This is a genomic window from Achromobacter sp. D7-1 (assembly GCF_059760445.1).
The window spans coordinates 60,730-78,269 of record NZ_JCBAMT010000001.1; the positions used below are offsets into that span (position 1 = coordinate 60,730).

The window sequence follows — 17,540 nt, forward strand, 5'->3', positions numbered from 1 at the left end:
TTGCGCTCCTCGTTGAGGGCCGCAGCCGCCAGTCGGGCCCCCGGCCACTCGGATTTCCCGCAGCGCCGTCGCCACGGGCCATGCGTCTGCCGGCCCCCCAATCATGCGTCCTGGCTGGGCTGGCTTTTGAATAAGCAACAGAACGTTAACACCGCTGAAAAGCTATTGCCCGCTTTTCTCAGACCTTCTATAAAACATCTCATCAGGGCTGCTGCTTTTGCCCGATTGCCTTTCCGCTGCAATCCAACTAGAAGCGCGGCGCAACGCCCGCCACACGCCGGCACTCCCGCGCGTCGCGCCCAGGCCCGGACCTCTGTCCGCGGCATCCCGGCCGTCCCTCGAAGACTTTCCTGCTGCAAGCACACGCCGTCAAGTAGCCGTGGAAAGGAGCAGTTCATGGCCCCAGCCCTGAATCATCCCGGGGTGTATATCCAGGAAATGCCCGCGAGCGTACCCAGCATTGCTGGCGCGCCGACCTCGGTTGCCGCATTCCTGGGCACGGCCGTGCGCGGACCGCTCAACCAGCCGGTCCGGATCCTGGGCTTTGCCGACTACGAACGCGAGTTCGGCGGCCTGGTCGAGGACTGCGAACTCGGCTATGCGGTGCTTCAATTCTTCCTTAACGGCGGCGCCGAAGCCTGGGTCGTGCGCGTGGAACTGCCCACGCACAACGGACCGCAGGATGTGCACGCCGCCTTCATCGGCCAGCCCGCGCAACGCCTGGGGCTCCATGCGCTGGACCAGGCCCATCCGTTCAATCTGCTATGCCTCCCCGGGGTCACGGACGGCGGCGTGCTTGCCGCTGCCGCGACCTACTGCAAGGAGCGGCGCGCCTTCATGATCGTCGATGCTCCGCCGGAGGCAACCGATGCAGCCTTCATGGCGGCGGCGGTCATGGGTACGGCGTTGCCCAAGTCCGACCATGCTGCGGTGTACTTCCCTTGGACCCGGACGGCCGATCCGCTGAAAATCGGCCAGCCCCGCCTGACTCCGCCCTGCGGCACCATCGCCGGTCTGTATGCGCGTACCGACAGCAATCGCGGCGTCTGGAAAGCGCCGGCCGGCACCGATGCCAGCCTCACCGGCGTCCTGTCGCTGGCCGCCACGGTCAGCGATGACGAAAGCCGGAACCTGAATGCGCTGGGCGTCAATTGCCTGCGCACTTTCCCCGGGCACGGCGCGGTCTGCTGGGGCGCGCGAACCTTGCAGGGCACCGACCACTTCGCCTCGGAATACAAGTACGTGCCGGTGCGGCGGCTGGCGCTGCATCTGGAGCGATCGCTCGGCCGAGGCACGCAGTGGGCCACGTTCGAACCCAACGACGAAGCGCTCTGGGCGCAGATCAGGCTGAACGTCGGCGCCTACATGAACGGGCTGTTCCGCCAGGGCGCCTTCCAGGGCGGCACGCCGCGCGACGCCTATCTGGTCAAGTGCGATGGCGAAACCACCACGCAGCAAGACATCGATCGTGGCGTGGTCAACATCCTGGTGGGATTCGCGCCGCTCAGGCCGGCCGAGTTCGTGGTCATCCGCGTCCGGCAACGCGCGGGCCGGACAGAAGGACAGCAGCCATGAACGTGCCTGCCGAATCGCGCATCCTCGCGCTGTGGGACACGGGCAGCCAGAGCCGCCCGCGCGCGCTGGCGCAGGCCGCCGAAGCGGCCGAGGCCCTGGCGCGGGAAACGGGACTGGAGCTGCGTCGCATCGACTTGTCGAAGATCGTCAGCAAGTACATCGCCGAGACCGAAAAAAACCTGGACCGACTGTTCGAGTCGGTGGCGCAGCGCGGCGCCATCCTGTTCTTCGACGAAGCCGACGCGCTTTTCGGCAAGCGCGCGGAGGTCAGGGACAGCCATGACCGCTACGCCAACATCGAAGTCAGCTATCTGCTGCAACCCATGGAGTCATACCGCGGCCTGGCGCTACGGGCCGCGGGCCTGAAGTCCAACCTGGACCGCGCATTCCTGAGGCGGCTGCGCCTCGTGGTCCAGTTTCCCGCTGCGGCGGTGGACCAGCGCGCGCGCCTTTGGAGCCGCACTTTTCCAGTTGCGGACACCAGTACCGAAATCACCATGGCGCGCCTGCTGCAAGCCGTCCGCGCCGAACCCCACCAACACGCCCGGCCCTTGCCTGGCGTCAAGCCGAGAGGATATCCATGAAACCCGTCATCAACGATTACGTCCGCGAACTCAGCCACCCCGGCTACGACGCGGCCCGGCGCAATGCCTTCGTCGCCGCCATGGTGAGCAAGCGGCTGATGCGACGCACGACGGACCTGCGCGAGGCGGGCGAGGCCGACGCCGCGCGGGCGAGCGCCCTCGCCGACAATGCCGCCAGCGCTGACGCGCGCGCCGGCAACGCCGAGACCTGAGCCTCGCGCGGCAGCAGGATGGCGCTGCGTCCGCCACGGACGCAGCGCGCGCAGGCTTGGCACGCCGGCTGGCACGGTATCATCAGGCCTGTTGCGCGGCTTGCTCCCGCAAGCATGCCACGCGTATCCCGCCCACATCCTGCATGACGCGATGAATCCCTTTATTTCGATCGGCATTCTGCTTCTAGGCGTTTTCGCCGCCATCGCTTACCGCAGGAAGCGGCAGCGCACGGCGGACGCTACAGGCCGGCGCCTCGGCAGCGATCTGCTCGCTGGCGGCGCGCTCTATGGCGTCGCGGCTCCCGCCCTCGGCGGCGCTGGCGTCATACTGGGCTTGACGGCAGCCACCCGGGATCCGGAGACCTTGCTCATGCTGCTCTACGGATTGCCTTGGTTCTACCTCTTCGGCTTCGTGCCCGCCATGCTGTGCGGCGTGGTGGCTGGGGCGCTGCGGCCAGCGCGTTCGTCGTGGCTCGCCTGCGCGGGAATGGCAGCGGTGGGCGCGCTCTTTGGATTTGTCTTCCTGCTGGGCTTTGGCACCCACGAAAGGCCGTGGCAGGAACTCCTCGGCTTTCCCTTGACCGTGGGCGCCCTGCCCGGCGCCGTGAGCGCCTTCGTGTGCGCGCGCATCTTCTATGGCAAATCGCGCAGCAACAGCACACCGGGCGGCGATGCGCCGCAAACGGCCTGAAGCCACGCAAGCACTTGCCCCATGGCGCGCATGCGCTGATATCATGGCCAGGCGCCGCGGCACTGCTGCCGCACCCCCGGGAGGCAAGTATGTTCAAAAAGCTGCTGGCATTGGTGTTGGGCATGGCATTGATGAGCGCGGCAGGCGCCGCGCTGGCTGCGGACAAGGTCGTCTATCACGTCAACGACTCCGCCTCGCAGGCGCTTTCCGCACTGCGCAACATGCGCAATCAGCTGGACACCGCGCCTGACACCTCCATCAAGCTGGTGGCCCATGCCGACGGCGTCGACTTCCTGATGACGGATTACAAGGACGCGGCCCAGGTCGGTCCGCTGATCTCTGCCCTGGCCGCGCGCGGCGTGGCCTTCGAGGTGTGCGAGATCACCCTCAAGAACCGCAAGCTGGCCAAGGACGCATTCGTGATGGAAGCGGACTTCACGCCCTCCGGCGTGGTCCGCATCACCCGGCTGCAGCAGGAAGGCTATTCCTACATCAAGCCCTGATTGCCGGCGGCGCCCTTGACCTGCGGCTGGTTGGGACTTACCTGCGATATCGTCTTGCGGTCGCGCAGGTAGGCCGCCACCACATCCCATACGGGCTCGCCGGCAGCCCCTTCCGCCACCGGCGCCCACCCTGCCACCTTGTACTGCTTGTCGGCCTGCACCGGCGAGCCACCCAGGCGCATGTCGCTGATCCGCGCCCCCGCCGCGCCCGCCGGGTCGATCGCATACTGCAGCCCTCCCACGCGCACCATGTCGCCGCCCTGCTGGTAGTAGGGGTCCGGGTTGAACAGATTGTCGGCCACGTCTTCCAGAATGGTCTTGAGGGTGGCGCCGCTCATCTGCGTCACGGTGGTATGGGGATAGGTGATGGCGGTCTGGTCCAACACGTTTTCCATGGTGATGGGCTGGCCCGGCAGCAGGCTGGTGCCCCAGCGGAATCCAGGCGAAAAGGCAATCTCCGCGTCCTTGACCTGCATCAGCGCATCCAGGATCACCTGATCGAAGGTGCCGTTGAAATTGCCGCGCCGGTACAGGGTTTCCTCGGTGGTGGCCAAGGGCTGCGACAGCTTCTGCGCATAGGGCGCGCGGATGCGCTCGACCAGCTCCGTCATGGCGGGGTCCGCCGGCAGGTACTGGGCGAACACCGGCATCAGCGTGTAGCGGAAGTCGGCCACCTTGCCGTCCTTTACGTCGAAATCCAGCACGCCGAGGAATTTGCCGTTGCTGCCGGCGTTGGTGACCAACGTCTTGCCGCCGGCGTTCTGCACCGCCACCGGGGCGGGCACGCCGTCATGCGTGTGGCCGCCCAGGATCGCGTCCAGGCCGCGCACGCGGGATGCCAGTTTCAGGTCCACGTCCATGCCGTTGTGCGACAGCAGCACCACGGCCTGCGCGCCCTTGCCGCGCACCTCGTCTATGGTTTCCTGCAGCCGCTGTTCCTGGATGCCGAAGGTCCAGTCCGGCACCATGTAGCGCGGGTTGGCGATGGGTGTGTAGGGAAACGCCTGGCCGATCACGGCCAGCGGCACGCCGTTCATTTCTCGCATGGAATAAGGAGCGAACACCGCGTCGCCGAAGTCGCTGGTCTCGACGTTCTGCGCCAGGAACTCGACCTTGCCCTTCAGGTCTTTCTCCAGCACTTCCTGCACGCGGTCGGCGCCCAGCGTGAACTCCCAATGCGCCGTCATCATGTCCACGCCCAGCAGCAGGCAGGCATCCACCATGTCCTGTCCGCGGGTCCAGAGCGCGGTGCCCGAACCCTGCCAGGTGTCGCCGCCATCCAGCAGCAACGCGCCCGGCCGCGTGGCCTTCAGGCGCTTGATCAAGGTGGCCAGGTGGGCAAAGCCGCCGACCTTCCCGTACTGTCCCGCAGCCTGGGCGAAGTCCAGACAGGTAAAGGCGTAGGCCTGCGCCGAACCCGGCGCGATGCCATAGGCCTTCAGCAGATGCTCGCCCACCAGATGCGGCGCGCGGCCCGCGGCCTGCCCGAAGCCCAGGTTGACGCTGGGCTCGCGAAAGTAGATCGGCAAGAGCTGCGCATGGCAATCGGTGAAATGCAGGAAATGCACGTTGCCGAAGGCGGGTGTGTCATAGAACGCCTGCGCGGCCTGCGCCGCCGCTCGCGGATGGTGCGACAGGCCCATGCCGCCCGCGGAGGCGACCGCCAGCATCTGAAGAAACTCGCGTCGATTGATCATCGGTCCAACCGTGTAAGAGGAAGGGATGCGCTCAGGAGCGCGGCGTAGCGTGGCGCAGCAGTTCGAGCACATCCTCCTCGAACATTTCGCCGGGGATGGCCTCAAGCAGCTTGCCGTTCGCGTCCAGCACGAAGATCTCGGGGATGACGCGGCGCTTGCCGAACACCGCGCGCAGCGCCTCGTTGTCCATGGCTACGCCGAAGGTGTAGCCATGCTTGGCGATGTAGTCGCGCGCGGCCTGCTCATCCTTGTCGATGCTGACCGTCAGGATGCGCAGACCCTTGTCACGAGCCGCCTCGGTGAGCTTCTGCAGATGCGGATTCTGCCGCGCGCAGTAGGGACACCAGGAAGCCCAGTACTCCACCACCAGCGGCTTGCCCGCAAGATCGGCGGCGGACAGCCGGGTGCCGTCCAGCAACTGCACGTCCGGCATCACGAGCTTGTCCCCCACCTTGGGCGGCGCCTGGGCATGGGCCGCCGCGGCGGCCAGCATGCCCACGGCCAGCAGCAAGCGGCCGTATCTGGAAACAGCGTTCATGCGTCCTCCGCGTTCGGCAGCGTTCAAGGCTTGGCCTGGTCGTCATTGACGGCGGATTGCGGATCCAGCAGCAGCGCCATCACGTCCTTGAGCTGCTGTTCCGTCAGGATGCCGGCCGCGCCGAAGCGCGGCATGTTGGAACAGGGCATGGTGGCGTGCGAGTCGTAGATCTTGTTCCAGGTGTAGGCGACCATTTCCTTGCTGTTGCCGCGCAGCTTGCCGTACTGGTAGAGCGAGGGGCCGATGTTGCCAAACGAAATTTCGGCCTTGGTCATCTGGTGGCAGGCATAGCAGTTGCCGCCGTTGATCGTCTTGGCCGTGTCCGAAAACTGCAGGCCGCGGCCGTTCTGCGCCACTTTCTCGCCCTGCCGCCAATCGCCGATGTAGTTGCCGTCGGCGGGCGGCTTGACGTTGGCGGCGGCCTCCTGCGTGATCTTCAGGGCGGTGTCCGCCGGCATCTCGCCGCCTGCTTCGGCGATCGAACAGGCCCGCTGCATCGGCGACTGGTCAATCCGGTCCAACTTGGCGAGGCCGCGTTCGACGAATGAATCCTTCAGCTCCGCGACCAGCGCCTGGTGATCGACAGCCGCTTTCGGCGCCGGCTGCTGCGCTGCGGCGTTCGCCGCCAGAAGCAGGCCCAAGGCCGCCAGGCCGGGCCAGGTCGTGCGTATCTTGCGCATGATTCCCCCTTTACCGCTTGATGGCCGGGGCCATCATCTGGCCGCCGTTGGCGTTGACACCCAGGAACACGGTCAGGTCCACCGACGCGTCCGAACCGTACTTCAGCAAGGGCATGCGCTGCTGGCGGAAGCAGTCCTGCAGGCGCCATTGCATCGACCGCAATGCGCCTTGCGACACGCGATAGGCCGGCCAGCTGGCAAAGGCCGCCCGCGCGGGTTCCTGTTTGGTCAGGTTGGGCAGGTCCTGCAGACGGATGCGCTTGTTGTCGCCGGTATGGCAGGACGCACAGGAGAAGTCGTACGGACCGCCGCGGTAGTAGAAGATGTCGCGGCCGCGCGCGTAGGCCGCCTGCTCCTTGGGATGACTCTGGGGCACGGCGATCTTCATGCCGCGCGACAGGCCCGCCACATACGCCACCAGCGCCTCGATATCGGTGGAGTACTGCCCGTCGCCCGAGAAGGGCTTCTTGGTGACCTCGGCAGCCTCCAGGCCTTGCAGTTGCACCATGCAATAGACCAAGCGGCTCTCCAGGTCCATGACGCGGCCGGCATCCTCGAAGTAGCGAGGCAGCTGCGCATACGCCCCCTTGACCACGCCGGCGCCCTGGCCCAGGTCGCACTTTTCCAGCGTCGCGTTCTTTGGTCCGCGGCTTTCCTTCCACAGATCCTCGCCCGCCATCTCGATCAGCTCGGCCGGATTGCCGTCGGCCAGCATTTCGCGGTACTGCGCGATGCCCTGCGCCGTGTCCTGTTCGGTCGCGGCTGCGGCGAACCTCGCTCCAGCCAGCGTGAAACTGGCCAGCGCACAGGCGGCGGCCATGCGTTTCCTATCCATGTATGTCTCCTCACGCGGTTGCCCTGCCGGCCTTGCGCGCCGGCGGGCGCTTATTGTTTGTCCGCCTTCATTCACACATCCGAAACGCTAGGTCACCGTGGTGGTGTCCGTGCGGGTCGCGCCTTCGCTGTCTTTCCATGTGACGCTGACCTTGTCGCCTTTGGCGCCGCCCTTGAACTTGAACGACAGGAACGGGTCGCGCGACACCGCTGGCCCCCATTGCGCCGCAAGCACCACCTTGTCGCCGTTCTTCACCACCACGTCCTGGATGAAATGCGCCGGCACCACCTTGCCTTCGGCGTCCTTGCGCTGCCCGGTTTCCATGATGTGGCTCATCAGGACCTTCACCTCGATCACGCCGTCTTTTTCCGCGGCGCGGATCCGCATCGGCCTTGCTTCCATGTGCTGTCTCCTTGATTGCTCGTAACCGGTGCGCGGATCAGCCGCCGCAGCCGCCCAGGGTCACCTTGATTTCCTTGTGCGCCGTGTAGTACTTGCCGTCGGCCTTGACCAGGGCGTACACGTCCGAGGTCTGGCCCATCTTCACGCGCGTCGCCACTTCGGGCTCGGTGCCTGCGGGCAGCGTGAAACTGGCAGCCAGGGCGTTCGGGTTCTTGGTGACCAGGATGGAGATCTGCTCGGTGTTGGGCAGCTTGCTGACCGCCCCCACCGGCACCACCGCGCCGTTCTCGGCAATGTCGGGAGCCACCAGCGTGATCTGGTCGCTGGCCACGGCGTCACCGCCGCCCAGCGCCTTGATCACGTCCTGCATGCTCTTGGCATCGAAGGCCTGCTTGTTCCAGTCGGCCTGCACCGCCCAGGCCTGGCTGGGCCGCAGCAGGCCCGCCGCAACGGCCAGGCTGAGCACCGTGCCCAGGCCGACCACCTTGCGTCGCTGCCGATCGATGTGTTGTTGCGTCATAGCCGTCTCCTCTCTCCCTGAGTTTTCAACCCGGCGCGGGTGCGCCGGCCAGAATCCAGTCCACGATGCGTTTCAGGTCGTCGTCGCTGACGCCCGGGTTCGGCGGCATCGGCATGGCGCCCCAGACGCCGCCGCCGCCCTTGCGGATCTTCTGAACCAGCAGCGCATGCGCGTCCGCCTTGCCGTCGTACTTGGACGCCACGTCGCGGTAGCTGGGTCCGATCATCTTGCGATCGGCCGCATGGCAGGCCACGCAGGTGCCGGACGTGGCCAGGCGGGCGCCCGCCAGGTCCGCGCCCGCCGGCTTGGCCGGCGCAGGCGCCGCCGTCGCGGTTGCGGTCTCCGGCTTGGCCGCGCCGGCCGCCGAAGCGATGGTCTGGCCGGCGTGCAGGCGCACGGCGTCGGCATTGCTGCCCGCAGCTCCGGTCAATGGCGGCGCCAGCGTGTTGGCGCCCCGCACAGGGCCGATCAGGCGGTTCTGCGCCGCGATGTCGCCATGGGCGTTGCGCGCGTAATCCGGCAGCTCGGAGGTGACCTTGATGGCCTCGACGCAATTGCTCATGCACGCCGTGTTCTGCGTATCGGGCTTGTCCCCGGGCAGCCACATGCCATGCTCGCGCGTCATGCCGTTGCGGTTGGGCATGCGCGCCTGCACGTCGGCGATGTTCTTGTCGGACAGTTCAAAATCCTCGGGCACGATTTCGCCCAGGTTCAGCAGATAGGCCGTGACGGCATAGACCTCGTCCGGCGAGAGGGTCTTGGGCTGGTCCCAGGGCATGGCGCGATGGATGTAGTCCCACAGCGTGGAGACGGTACTGACCTTCATCAGCGTGGTGCGCTGCGGCTGGGAATTGCCGGCCAGGGCCGCGACGCGGCCGCTGCGGACGTCGTCGGCGGTGGTGCCGCCGACGATGGGCGTGAAGACCTCGTTGCTCTCGCCGAAGCTGCCATGACAGGACGCGCACTTGCCTTCCCAGATATCGCCGCCGCGCAGCACCGTGCCGCTGCCAGGCGGCAGGCCCTTGAAATCCGGCCGCACATCGATGTCCCACGCCGCTACCTCGGCCGGCGTGGCGTCCCGCCCCACGCCGGGGAACTTCTCTGCTGCGTCTGCGCCCGGGGCCAGCACGGCCAGCCCCAGGCCCATACAGGCCAATGACGCGCGCAGGCTATTCAACGTGGACATTGCTCACCTCTCCGCTCTCGGCCACCCGCCACGATTGAATGCCGTTGTTGTGATAGATGGAGCGCGTGCCGCGCACCTCGCGCAATTGGCCCGAACGCGGCTGGACATAGCCGGTCTCGTCCTGGGCGCGGCTTTGCAGGATGACGGGCGAACCGTCCCAGACCCAATCGATATTGAAGCGCGTCAGGCACTTGGTCAGCACCGGCCCTTCCAGCCGCGCCGTGCGCCAGTTGCGGCCGCCGTCCACCGACACATCGACCTGCTTGATCTTGCCCCGTCCCGACCAGGCCAGGCCGGAGATATTGCAGAAGCCCTTGTCCAGCAGCACCTGCCCGCCCGACGGCGTGGTGATGACGGATTTGCATTCCTGGATCGAGGTGTACTGGCGATGCAGCCCCCCGGGTATCAGGTCGACGTAGTGGATGGTCTCGTCCTTGGCGTTCCAGGGCTGGTCGCCGACTTCGATGCGGCGCAGCCATTTGACCCACGACACGCCCTGCACGCCCGGCACCACCAGGCGCAGCGGATAGCCGTTCTCGGGCCGCAGCATTTCGCCGTTCATGCCCCAGGCCACGATGGCGTCGTCCAGCGCCGCTTCCATCGAAATGGTGCGCGTCATGCTGGAACCGTCGGCGCCCTCGGCCAGCACGAACTTGCCGCGCTTGAGGTCGGCGCCGCAATCTTCCAGCAGCACCGAAAGCGGCACGCCGGTGAACTCGCAACAGGACAGCATGCCGTGGGTGTACTGCACCGTTGGAACCGCCGCATTGCCCCATTCCGGGCCGCTGTTGGCACCGCATTCGATGAAATGGATGCGCGACACGGACGGCAGGCGCATCAGGTCGTCCATGGTGTAGACCTTGGGCTGCGCCACCAGGCCATTGATCATGAAGCGGTGCTGCGCCGGGTCGATATCCACCCAGCCTTGATGATGGCGCTCGAAATGCAGCCCGCTCGGCGTAATGATGCCGAACAGGCCCTGCAAGGGCGCAAAGGCGACCGACGAGGCGGGCACCCGGGTCAGGCCCGGCGACTGGCGCCGCTGCAGGTTGGCTTCATATTTCGACGGCACGCCGTAGGGCCGCGCGGCGACCGGCTGCCCCAGCGAGGTCGTCCAGGGCCGCGGCGTCAGGATCATCTCGTCGCCGCCCGCCTTCTGCGCCAGCGCGTTGCCGCCCAAGCCGGCGGCCAGCGCGGCGCCCGCCGTCTGGAAGCTGCGCAGCAAAAAACCTCGCCGGGTGTCGTCCAGGCCATTGCGGGCAATGTCCTGCGCCAGATCGGCGGACACGAAATTCTCGGGCGCCTTGCGCAGGCGTCCCACTTTTGCCTCTCGATCCACCTTCCTCCTCCGTGGGTGTTACCCAGCTTCTTTATTTTCTGTAGTTATATGCAAATTATCTTTGCACATAAAGAAGCGGGTTGGCACGCTGCGCCGCAACACCCGGCGGCGTCTGCACGGTCAAACCAGGGGATCAGCCCAGCATGTCGCCCCAGATTGCCTGGGCCCAGGCCTGGGCATCAGGAGTTTCCCTAGCGTTGGGTTCGGCCGACAATCCGCCGGCTCCGGCCACCGGCAGCATGGTCTTCGCCGCCGCGTCGTAGCGATGCACGCTGGCTACATGCATGACCTCGCGGTCGGAGGTGTAGCTGTAGCAGGTGTTGGCATACAGCGGCAGCGGATTGACGCTGCCGCCGCCAAGCAATGCCAGCACGGCGGCGGCGCAGGTCTTGCCATGCTGGTTGGCCATGTGGCCGGACTTGGGCATCGCCGGTGCGACCTGGATCGCATCGCCCAGCACATGGATGCCGGGCACGGCCAGCGATTCGAAGGTCAGGAAGTCCACCTCGCACCAGGCGCCATTGGCGGTGGCCAGGCCGGCGTCCACCGCGATAGCCGCGGCGCGCATCGGTGGCACCACGTTCAATACGTCCGCCCGCACGGTTTCGCCCAGTTCAAACTGCACGCTCAGGCCCGCAGCATCCACCGCGACCGCCTCGAACTGCGGGGTGTATTCGATGTAGTCCGCATAAGAATCGGCCCAGGCGCGGCGGAACAGCGCGGCCTTGGACGTGATGTCGGCGTTGGCGTCGAACACCAGCACCTTGGAGCGCGGCTTGTGCCGCTTGAAATACCACGCCACTTGGCAGGCCCGCTCGTACGGAGCGGGCGGGCAACGGTATGGCGCCAGCGGGATGGTCAGCACATAGTTGCCCCCGTCCGGCATCGCCTCCAGCTGGCGCCGCAGGGCCGCGGTCTGCGCGCCCGCCTTCCAGGCATGCAGGACCCGTTCCCGCGCGCCTGGCGCCTCCATGCCGTCGATGCGCTGCCACTGCATGTCCACGCCTGGCGAGAGAATCAGGCGGTCATACGACAAGCGCTCGCCACTGGTCAGCCGGACCTGCCGGGCCGCCGCATCAATGGCAAGCGCGCGGTCGCGCAGCAAGCGCACGCCGTGGCGCGACAGGCCGTCCCGGGCAACGGTGATGTCGGCCATGGACTTGCTGCCGCCCAGCACCAGATTCGACAGCGGACAGGAGACAAAAGCCGGACTCTCATCGACCAGCGTGACGTCGACGGCGCCCGCGCCCAGCAAGCGCAAGTAGCGCGCCGCCGTGGCGCCGCCATAGCCCCCGCCTACCACCACCACATGCGGCTTGGCCGCGCGTGCGATGGGCGCGGCGGCCAGGGCCGCGCCCATCGCCGCACCCAACAGGATGCTGCGCCGCTTCATGGGATCGCCGCCTTGGGTTGCGCGGAGAACCAGCCGGCGATGCGAACGATCTCGGCGTCGCTGTAGCCCCGCGCGATCTGGCCCATGACGCTGCCCTCGGACGCCGCTTGCGCGAGCGTGCGCATCCGCGCGGCGATCCAGTCGGCGGAGCGTCCCTCCAGCGGGGCAATGGCCGATGTCGGCCGCTGCGCGGAGGCATGACAGGTGACGCAGGCGGCCGCCCAGGCCTGCGCCTGCAGGTCGCTCTCCGCCGCGATGGCCGGACTGATCCACGCAGCGGGCAACAGCGCGCAAGCCAGCGCCGCGCTTGCTGAGGGTCGAAACGGCACGCCAGGCATGGTGGGTGACCCCTCCGTGTATGTCCGCATGCAGCGGATCTGAATGTAGGCAGGTACGGCAAAGCTGGTTCGCGGTCCGGCCGGGGACGCCAAGTATGTCCTCGACTGCGATGGACGTGCAAGCGAGCGCCGCATGCGGATACCCATGCGGTAACGCTTATGGATCCCTCAGTTTTTTTCATTGGGCACTAATAAGTCCCTTCCCCATAATCCGCCGGATGCCATCGCCGCGCGTCGCCGAGGCGGCTCCATTCAACGATTCCATGGGGAAATACACATGTTGCGAACCAAGCTGGCCCGCTGCCTGCGCACAGCCGGGCTTGCCTGCGGCCTGCTGACGGCGGTGGCCGCCACGGCCGCCGACTATCCGGACAAGCCGCTGAAGCTGGTCGTGCCGCAGGCCGCCGGCGGCGGCACCGACGTCATTGGCCGTCTCTGGGCCGACTACATGTCGCGGCGCCTGAATGTGGCCGTGGTCGTAGAGAACCGTCCCGGCGCCAACGGCATCCTGGCTTCCAGCCACGTCGCCAAACAGCCCGCCGACGGCTACACCGTCCTGATCAGCGGCATTTCGTACCTGGCATTCAATCCGCACATGTACAAGAACCTGCCCTACGACCCGGCCCGGGATTTCGACGGAATCAGTCTGCTGGTCAACACGCCCTTCCTTCTTGTCGCCAGTCCACAGGCCGGAATCCGCTCGTTTCAGGACCTGGTCGAAAGGGCCAAGGCCAATCCCGAAAGCCTGAACTTCGCCTCCGCCGGCAAGGGCAACTCCACGCATCTGGTGGTCGAAATGCTCGAGCAGCGCCAGGGGTTCAAGCTGACCCACGTGCCCTACAACGGCGCTGCGGCGGGGCTGACCAGCGTCATGGCGAACCAGACGCAACTCATGGCCGACGTGCTGAACACGGCCGCCGTGCAAGCCAAGGCAGGCAAGGTCGTGCCGCTGGCGGTGGTGGGCGCAAGCCGCGCGGCCAGCGTGCCGGACGTGCCAACGCTAGCTGAATTGGGCATCGCCAATTTTCCGCTGCCGGGCTGGTACGCGTTGGTTGCGCCCAAGGGCACGCCGCAGGCCGCCATCGAGCGGCTCAATACCGAAACCAGGCGCTTCTTCGAAGACCCCGCGGTGAAGGCGCGACTGCAGGAATTGCAGCTCGAGCCGCTGCCATCCTCGCCGCAAGCAGTCGCCGAAGCCGTTGCACGCGACAGCGCGGCCTGGGGACCACTGATACGCCAGCTCGGCCTGAACAACGATTGACCGCACCCCGAAAGGAAAGACATGCCCAAGCTCAGCAACGCCGTCTGGCGCTATCGCCACGAAAAAATGACGACCTTGATGGATGACCTCGCCGTCGACGCCATCGTGTTCACCTCGGCGGACTTCTTCCAGTTCGCCAGCAACTTCCACACCGACGTCCTGCCTTGGGAGCGGCCCATCTTCGCGGTAGTGCCGCGCAACGGCACGCCCTTTCTCGTGATGAACGAGCTGTCGACGCACCACATGCGCTTCTCGCAGGAGCAAGGCAAAGTCTGGATCACCGACATCACCTACTATGCGGAGCACCCTCGCGTCACCGACCGCCTGCCGCTGATCACCCAGCTTCCGGAAGTCCTGGCCGAACGCCTGCGACAGGCCGGACTTGCGCGCTCGCGCATCGCGGTCGAAGGCGGCAGCCCGGTGCTGACGCCGCTGGGCCGCCTGCTGCCCGACCTGACGTTGCGCAGCGCCACCGCCGAATGCCGCTCGCTGCGCTGGCAGAAGCACGACGAGGAAATCGCCGTGATGGCTGCCGCCGCGTCGATCTCCGACTGGATACAGGACAGGTACCGTGAAAACATCCGCCCCGGCCGGCTGGTGCAGGAACTGGATTGCGCCATGGCGGCGTTGTTCGTACAGGAAGCCGCCGAACGCTTTCCCGGCGAACAGTTCGAGGTCATCCGCTGCTGGACGCTGAGCGGCCCGGCGTCCGCATCCCCTCACGGCGACGGCGCATCCTGCGGCGCGCGGATCAAGGAGGGCGATGTGCTGGTCAACATCGTCATACCGCGCCTGAACGGCCTTACCATCGAGAATGAACGCACCTGGTTCTGCGGCACGCCTTCGGCGGAACAAGCCAGGCTCTGGTCCGCGGCCAAGGCCGCCAACGAAGCCGCCATCGCCGCCGCCCGCACCGGCAACCCCGTTTGCATGATGGACGCAGCCGCGCAGGCCGAGATCGAGAAGGCAGGCTACGCCGGCTTCATCCGCCACCGCACCGGACATGCCGTCGGCATCATCCACCACGAGTACCCGGAGGACATGGCGTTCTGCCAGCGGCCGCTGCTGGCCAACGAGGTGTATTCCGCCGAGCCGGGTATCTATGCCTACGGCATCGGCGGTTTCCGCCTGGACGATACGGTGGTGGTGGGCGATACGCCCCGCGTGCTGACCGGCACGCCCAAGACGCTGGAGTACGCCACCGTCAGGTAGGCTGGCCGGCCCCTTCCTGCGCCAGGCTCTGCGCTTCCTCGCGCAGGATCTCGCGCAGCCAGGGCAGCACGATGCTGGGCGAATCCGCGGCCCACAGCATGCCTATGGGGCCGAACTCCAGTCGCGTGGGCGCCTGCGCGATGCTGATCAGATTGAGCCGCTCGTACATGTGGGCCACGGAACTGGCCAGCGTCGCGACATACTCCCTGTCCTGCAGCAAGGACAGCAAGGCCACCAGCGAACTGGTTTCCACTGCGGGCTTGGGCGGCGCCAGACCCGCGTCGACCAGGGCCTGATCCAGCCTGACGCGCGATAGCACGCCCGGTGGCGGCAGAATCCATGGGTAGCCCTGCGTGTCCGCCCAGGTCGGCGCGGCCAGCCCGGCCAACGGATGGCCGCGCCGGGTCACCAGGCTGAAGCTGTCCGTCATCAGCCATTGCCCGCATAAGCCGGAACGGCTTGCGCGCAGATCCAGCGGTCCGATGATGAGATCGATCTCGTGGCGCGCCACGCGCTCGATCAGCGGATCCAGCAGCCCCTCGACCAGTTCGATCTGCACGTCAGGCGCGCGTTGATGCAGCGTGGCGATCGCGCGCGGCAGCAGCACCGGCGCAGCCGACAGGATGGTGCCGATATGCAGCCGTCCGGCCACGCCCGCCTTGACCGCCTCGATCTCCTCGCCGGTGCGCGCAGTGTCGCCCAGGACACGGGTCGCGTAACGCCACAGCGCACGTCCCGCCTCGGTCAAGGCCAGCGTCCTGCCGCGCGCGAACAGGGGCGTGCCGACCATGTCCTCCATATCGCTCAGCCAGTGCGACAGCGCGGGCTGCGTCATGTGCATGGCCTTGGCCGCGGCCGTGACGGTTCCGGCCTTTTCCAGGGCGATCAGCACTTCCAGATGGCGCAGCTTCAGGCGCCGCGTCCAGAGCAATTCGGTAAGGGGCGCAATCATGCGGAAATGGTAATGGATATCTCAGGTTTATTCATTGGCTGTCTATGGGGTTCACGCACAGAATGGGTACCTCTCGAATCGACCTCACACTCCATGCCTGCCAGCCTCTCTTCCCTTTCACCCTTGAACGCCGTGGCTCGCGGCCTGGCGCAAGACGGCCAGCCCGCGACCGGTCTGAACGCGCTGGGCGCGGCGCTACAGGAGCGCATCGGCTACCGCTTGTTTACCGTGCTGGTGCTGGACTGGAACGCGGGCCTGAGCCGGCGCTGCTTCTCGACCCAGCCGGCGGCCTATCCCGCGGGCGGCAGCAAGCCGATACGCGAGGACAGCGAGTTCTACGCCGCGGTAGTGCTGCAGGGCGAACCCCGCCTGTGCATGAACCGCGACGACTGCGCGCGGGCCTTTCCCGACCACGAACTCATTGCATCGCTGGGCTGCGAAAGCGCGGTCAACGTGCCGGTGCGCTGGAACGGGCGGACGCTGGGTTCATTGAACCTGCTGCATCAGGCGGGCTGGTACCGACGCGAGATGTACGCGGAGCTGGCCTGGTATTCGGCGCTGGCCATACCCGTAGTGCAAGACATTATTCGAACCACCCAAAACAATGAGGGGAAATCATGAAGCGCCTGCGCAGCTACTTCGCCGCCTTGCTGTTGTGCATCGGTCCCGCCGCCGCTCAGGCGGCCGCGGATGGCTATCCGGCCAAGCCCATCACCATCGTATATCCGTATGCGCCCGGGTCCGCCTCGGATACGCTGACTCGCCTGATCGCCGACTCGCTGCAGAAGCAGCTGGGCCAGCCCGTCATCGTCGAAAGCCGCCCTGGCGCGGGCGGATCCATCGCTACCGAGCACGTAGTGCGCGCAGCCCCCGACGGCTATACGCTGCTGCTGTCGGCCAGCGGCACCATCGCCGTCAATCCGCACATCTACAAGCTGCGCTACCAGCCCGTAAACGACCTGACCCACATCTCCGTCGCAGTGGAAGTGCCCTTCGTGTTCGTGGTCAACAAGAACTTCCCGGCGCAGGACTATGCCGCATTCCAGGCGCTGTCGCGCCAGAAGCCCGCCGGACTGACTTCCGCCAATGCCGGTCTGGGAACGCAGGCCCACCTGACACAGGCCGCCTTCGCCAAGCAGGCCGGACTTAGCCTGAACATCGTCGCCTACAAGGGAGCCGCGCCCGCCGTGAACGACCTGATGGGCGGCCACATCGATTCGATGATGGACAACGCCGCCTCGCAGATTCCGTATGTCACCTCGGGCAAGACCACCGCGCTTTTCGTCACCAGCGATTATCGGTTCGACGCCTATCCGAAAGTCCCCACCGCCAAGGAGCTGGGCATCACCGGCCTGGTACCGGCCGGCTGGTTCGGGTTGGCCGCGCCCAAAGGCACGCCGGAGGCGGTGATAGACAAGCTCCACGGCGCTCTGGTCCAGGGCCTCAGGACTGCAGACACCGAGCGCAAGCTCAAGGAATTGGGCTGGGTGATCGTCGCCAACACGCCGCTACAGGCTCGCGAGCGCGTACAGGCCGACTTCACCCGCTTGGGTGAGGTCGCGAAGGAAATCGACCTGAAAGCCCAGTGACTCGGCTCAAGGCAGGGCCGTGCCGTCAGCCGG

20 protein-coding genes are annotated in these 17,540 nt (G+C 66.6%); 9 read left to right on the forward strand and 11 right to left on the reverse strand.

Translation table 11 applies throughout. The features are described 5' to 3' along the window. The first annotated feature begins 396 nt into the window (after nucleotides 1-396). The 5 genes from AC6LKD_RS00300 to AC6LKD_RS00320 all read left to right on the forward strand — a co-directional run bounded on the left by AC6LKD_RS00300 (nucleotide 397) and on the right by AC6LKD_RS00320 (nucleotide 3,565). Nucleotides 397-1,575, forward strand: coding sequence for a phage tail sheath family protein (locus AC6LKD_RS00300; protein ID WP_492274395.1), 1,179 nt, complete (start codon nucleotides 397-399; stop codon nucleotides 1,573-1,575). Beyond that, complete coding sequence (locus AC6LKD_RS00305) at nucleotides 1,572-2,159, forward strand: AAA family ATPase (RefSeq protein WP_498114687.1); 588 nt, start codon at nucleotides 1,572-1,574, stop codon at nucleotides 2,157-2,159. The genes AC6LKD_RS00300 and AC6LKD_RS00305 overlap by 4 nt, the downstream gene beginning before the upstream one ends. Further along, nucleotides 2,156-2,371 (forward strand): hypothetical protein, encoded by a 216-nt coding sequence (locus tag AC6LKD_RS00310; protein ID WP_498114688.1) that lies wholly within the window; start codon nucleotides 2,156-2,158, stop codon nucleotides 2,369-2,371. The genes AC6LKD_RS00305 and AC6LKD_RS00310 overlap by 4 nt, the downstream gene beginning before the upstream one ends. A 151-nt stretch (nucleotides 2,372-2,522) precedes the next feature. Then, the gene (locus tag AC6LKD_RS00315; protein ID WP_498114689.1) at nucleotides 2,523-3,062 is read left to right on the forward strand and encodes a hypothetical protein; all 540 of its coding nucleotides are present in this window, start codon (nucleotides 2,523-2,525) and stop codon (nucleotides 3,060-3,062) included. Nucleotides 3,063-3,151: 89 nt separating this feature from the next. Beyond that, nucleotides 3,152-3,565, forward strand: coding sequence for a DsrE family protein (locus AC6LKD_RS00320; protein WP_332015412.1), 414 nt, complete (start codon nucleotides 3,152-3,154; stop codon nucleotides 3,563-3,565). Here the strand turns inward: AC6LKD_RS00320 and soxB are convergent. The 10 genes from soxB to AC6LKD_RS00370 form a co-directional block, all read right to left on the reverse strand. After that, the gene (gene soxB, locus AC6LKD_RS00325) at nucleotides 3,550-5,259 is read right to left on the reverse strand and encodes a thiosulfohydrolase SoxB (RefSeq protein ID WP_498114799.1); all 1,710 of its coding nucleotides are present in this window, start codon (nucleotides 5,257-5,259) and stop codon (nucleotides 3,550-3,552) included. The genes AC6LKD_RS00320 and soxB overlap by 16 nt on opposite strands. A gap of 34 nt (nucleotides 5,260-5,293) precedes the next feature. Continuing rightward, nucleotides 5,294-5,800 (reverse strand): TlpA family protein disulfide reductase, encoded by a 507-nt coding sequence (locus AC6LKD_RS00330; RefSeq protein ID WP_498114690.1) that lies wholly within the window; start codon nucleotides 5,798-5,800, stop codon nucleotides 5,294-5,296. Between the two features lie 23 nt (nucleotides 5,801-5,823). Continuing rightward, nucleotides 5,824-6,480, reverse strand: a complete 657-nt coding sequence (gene soxX, locus AC6LKD_RS00335; protein WP_013396028.1) for a sulfur oxidation c-type cytochrome SoxX — start codon at nucleotides 6,478-6,480, stop codon at nucleotides 5,824-5,826. Nucleotides 6,481-6,490: 10 nt separating this feature from the next. Beyond that, nucleotides 6,491-7,315: a sulfur oxidation c-type cytochrome SoxA gene (gene soxA / locus AC6LKD_RS00340; RefSeq protein WP_498114691.1), complete on the reverse strand. Its 825-nt coding sequence runs from the start codon at nucleotides 7,313-7,315 to the stop codon at nucleotides 6,491-6,493. A gap of 87 nt (nucleotides 7,316-7,402) precedes the next feature. Then, the gene (soxZ, locus tag AC6LKD_RS00345; RefSeq protein WP_013396030.1) at nucleotides 7,403-7,717 is read right to left on the reverse strand and encodes a thiosulfate oxidation carrier complex protein SoxZ; all 315 of its coding nucleotides are present in this window, start codon (nucleotides 7,715-7,717) and stop codon (nucleotides 7,403-7,405) included. A gap of 37 nt (nucleotides 7,718-7,754) precedes the next feature. Continuing rightward, nucleotides 7,755-8,222: a thiosulfate oxidation carrier protein SoxY gene (soxY, locus tag AC6LKD_RS00350; RefSeq protein WP_041656212.1), complete on the reverse strand. Its 468-nt coding sequence runs from the start codon at nucleotides 8,220-8,222 to the stop codon at nucleotides 7,755-7,757. Nucleotides 8,223-8,262: 40 nt separating this feature from the next. Then, a complete protein-coding gene (locus AC6LKD_RS00355; protein ID WP_498114692.1) occupies nucleotides 8,263-9,423 on the reverse strand; it encodes a c-type cytochrome in 1,161 nt (386 codons plus the stop codon). Then, nucleotides 9,407-10,762 carry a sulfite dehydrogenase gene (gene soxC / locus AC6LKD_RS00360; RefSeq protein ID WP_498114693.1) on the reverse strand — a complete coding sequence of 452 codons (1,356 nt, stop codon included), beginning with the start codon at nucleotides 10,760-10,762 and terminating at the stop codon, nucleotides 9,407-9,409. Before soxC ends, AC6LKD_RS00355 begins: the two co-directional genes overlap by 17 nt. 133 nt (nucleotides 10,763-10,895) lie before the next feature. Next, a complete protein-coding gene (locus AC6LKD_RS00365) occupies nucleotides 10,896-12,155 on the reverse strand; it encodes an NAD(P)/FAD-dependent oxidoreductase (RefSeq protein WP_498114694.1) in 1,260 nt (419 codons plus the stop codon). After that, nucleotides 12,152-12,493, reverse strand: a complete 342-nt coding sequence (locus AC6LKD_RS00370; protein ID WP_498114695.1) for a c-type cytochrome — start codon at nucleotides 12,491-12,493, stop codon at nucleotides 12,152-12,154. The genes AC6LKD_RS00365 and AC6LKD_RS00370 overlap by 4 nt, the downstream gene beginning before the upstream one ends. A 277-nt stretch (nucleotides 12,494-12,770) precedes the next feature. On the opposite strand from AC6LKD_RS00370, the gene AC6LKD_RS00375 reads away from it, so the two are divergent. Together AC6LKD_RS00375 and AC6LKD_RS00380 are read left to right on the forward strand one after the other, a co-directional pair. Beyond that, the gene (locus AC6LKD_RS00375) at nucleotides 12,771-13,754 is read left to right on the forward strand and encodes a Bug family tripartite tricarboxylate transporter substrate binding protein (protein WP_492274385.1); all 984 of its coding nucleotides are present in this window, start codon (nucleotides 12,771-12,773) and stop codon (nucleotides 13,752-13,754) included. A gap of 21 nt (nucleotides 13,755-13,775) precedes the next feature. Beyond that, entirely contained in the window at nucleotides 13,776-14,966 is a 1,191-nt protein-coding gene (locus tag AC6LKD_RS00380) for a M24 family metallopeptidase (protein WP_498114696.1), read from the forward strand. On the opposite strand, the gene AC6LKD_RS00385 is transcribed toward AC6LKD_RS00380, so the two are convergent. Continuing rightward, complete coding sequence (locus tag AC6LKD_RS00385; protein ID WP_498114697.1) at nucleotides 14,959-15,918, reverse strand: LysR family transcriptional regulator; 960 nt, start codon at nucleotides 15,916-15,918, stop codon at nucleotides 14,959-14,961. The two genes, AC6LKD_RS00380 and AC6LKD_RS00385, sit on opposite strands and share 8 nt — an antisense overlap. Before the next feature lie 93 nt (nucleotides 15,919-16,011). Between AC6LKD_RS00385 and AC6LKD_RS00390 the strand changes: the two genes are divergently transcribed. Both AC6LKD_RS00390 and AC6LKD_RS00395 read left to right on the forward strand, forming a co-directional pair. Continuing rightward, the gene (locus tag AC6LKD_RS00390) at nucleotides 16,012-16,539 is read left to right on the forward strand and encodes a GAF domain-containing protein (protein WP_498114698.1); all 528 of its coding nucleotides are present in this window, start codon (nucleotides 16,012-16,014) and stop codon (nucleotides 16,537-16,539) included. Further along, nucleotides 16,536-17,507 (forward strand): Bug family tripartite tricarboxylate transporter substrate binding protein, encoded by a 972-nt coding sequence (locus AC6LKD_RS00395; RefSeq protein ID WP_498114699.1) that lies wholly within the window; start codon nucleotides 16,536-16,538, stop codon nucleotides 17,505-17,507. Before AC6LKD_RS00390 ends, AC6LKD_RS00395 begins: the two co-directional genes overlap by 4 nt. Nucleotides 17,508-17,540 lie beyond the last annotated feature (33 nt).

Bases quoted from the DNA above. Each gene is read 5' to 3' on its own strand.
- AC6LKD_RS00330 (WP_498114690.1), bottom strand. From the start codon at position 5,800: ATGAACGCTGTTTCCAGATACGGCCGCTTGCTGCTGGCCGTGGGCATG.
- AC6LKD_RS00390 (WP_498114698.1), top strand. From the start codon at position 16,012: ATGCCTGCCAGCCTCTCTTCCCTTTCACCCTTGAACGCCGTGGCTCGC.
- AC6LKD_RS00315 (WP_498114689.1), top strand. From the start codon at position 2,523: ATGAATCCCTTTATTTCGATCGGCATTCTGCTTCTAGGCGTTTTCGCC.
- AC6LKD_RS00375 (WP_492274385.1), top strand. From the start codon at position 12,771: ATGTTGCGAACCAAGCTGGCCCGCTGCCTGCGCACAGCCGGGCTTGCC.
- AC6LKD_RS00395 (WP_498114699.1), top strand. From the start codon at position 16,536: ATGAAGCGCCTGCGCAGCTACTTCGCCGCCTTGCTGTTGTGCATCGGT.
- AC6LKD_RS00355 (WP_498114692.1), bottom strand. From the start codon at position 9,423: ATGTCCACGTTGAATAGCCTGCGCGCGTCATTGGCCTGTATGGGCCTG.
- AC6LKD_RS00300 (WP_492274395.1), top strand. From the start codon at position 397: ATGGCCCCAGCCCTGAATCATCCCGGGGTGTATATCCAGGAAATGCCC.
- AC6LKD_RS00320 (WP_332015412.1), top strand. From the start codon at position 3,152: ATGTTCAAAAAGCTGCTGGCATTGGTGTTGGGCATGGCATTGATGAGC.
- AC6LKD_RS00305 (WP_498114687.1), top strand. From the start codon at position 1,572: ATGAACGTGCCTGCCGAATCGCGCATCCTCGCGCTGTGGGACACGGGC.
- AC6LKD_RS00365 (WP_498114694.1), bottom strand. From the start codon at position 12,155: ATGAAGCGGCGCAGCATCCTGTTGGGTGCGGCGATGGGCGCGGCCCTG.
- AC6LKD_RS00310 (WP_498114688.1), top strand. From the start codon at position 2,156: ATGAAACCCGTCATCAACGATTACGTCCGCGAACTCAGCCACCCCGGC.
- AC6LKD_RS00380 (WP_498114696.1), top strand. From the start codon at position 13,776: ATGCCCAAGCTCAGCAACGCCGTCTGGCGCTATCGCCACGAAAAAATG.
- soxA (WP_498114691.1), bottom strand. From the start codon at position 7,315: ATGGATAGGAAACGCATGGCCGCCGCCTGTGCGCTGGCCAGTTTCACG.
- AC6LKD_RS00370 (WP_498114695.1), bottom strand. From the start codon at position 12,493: ATGCCTGGCGTGCCGTTTCGACCCTCAGCAAGCGCGGCGCTGGCTTGC.
- soxZ (WP_013396030.1), bottom strand. From the start codon at position 7,717: ATGGAAGCAAGGCCGATGCGGATCCGCGCCGCGGAAAAAGACGGCGTG.
- soxX (WP_013396028.1), bottom strand. From the start codon at position 6,480: ATGCGCAAGATACGCACGACCTGGCCCGGCCTGGCGGCCTTGGGCCTG.
- AC6LKD_RS00385 (WP_498114697.1), bottom strand. From the start codon at position 15,918: ATGATTGCGCCCCTTACCGAATTGCTCTGGACGCGGCGCCTGAAGCTG.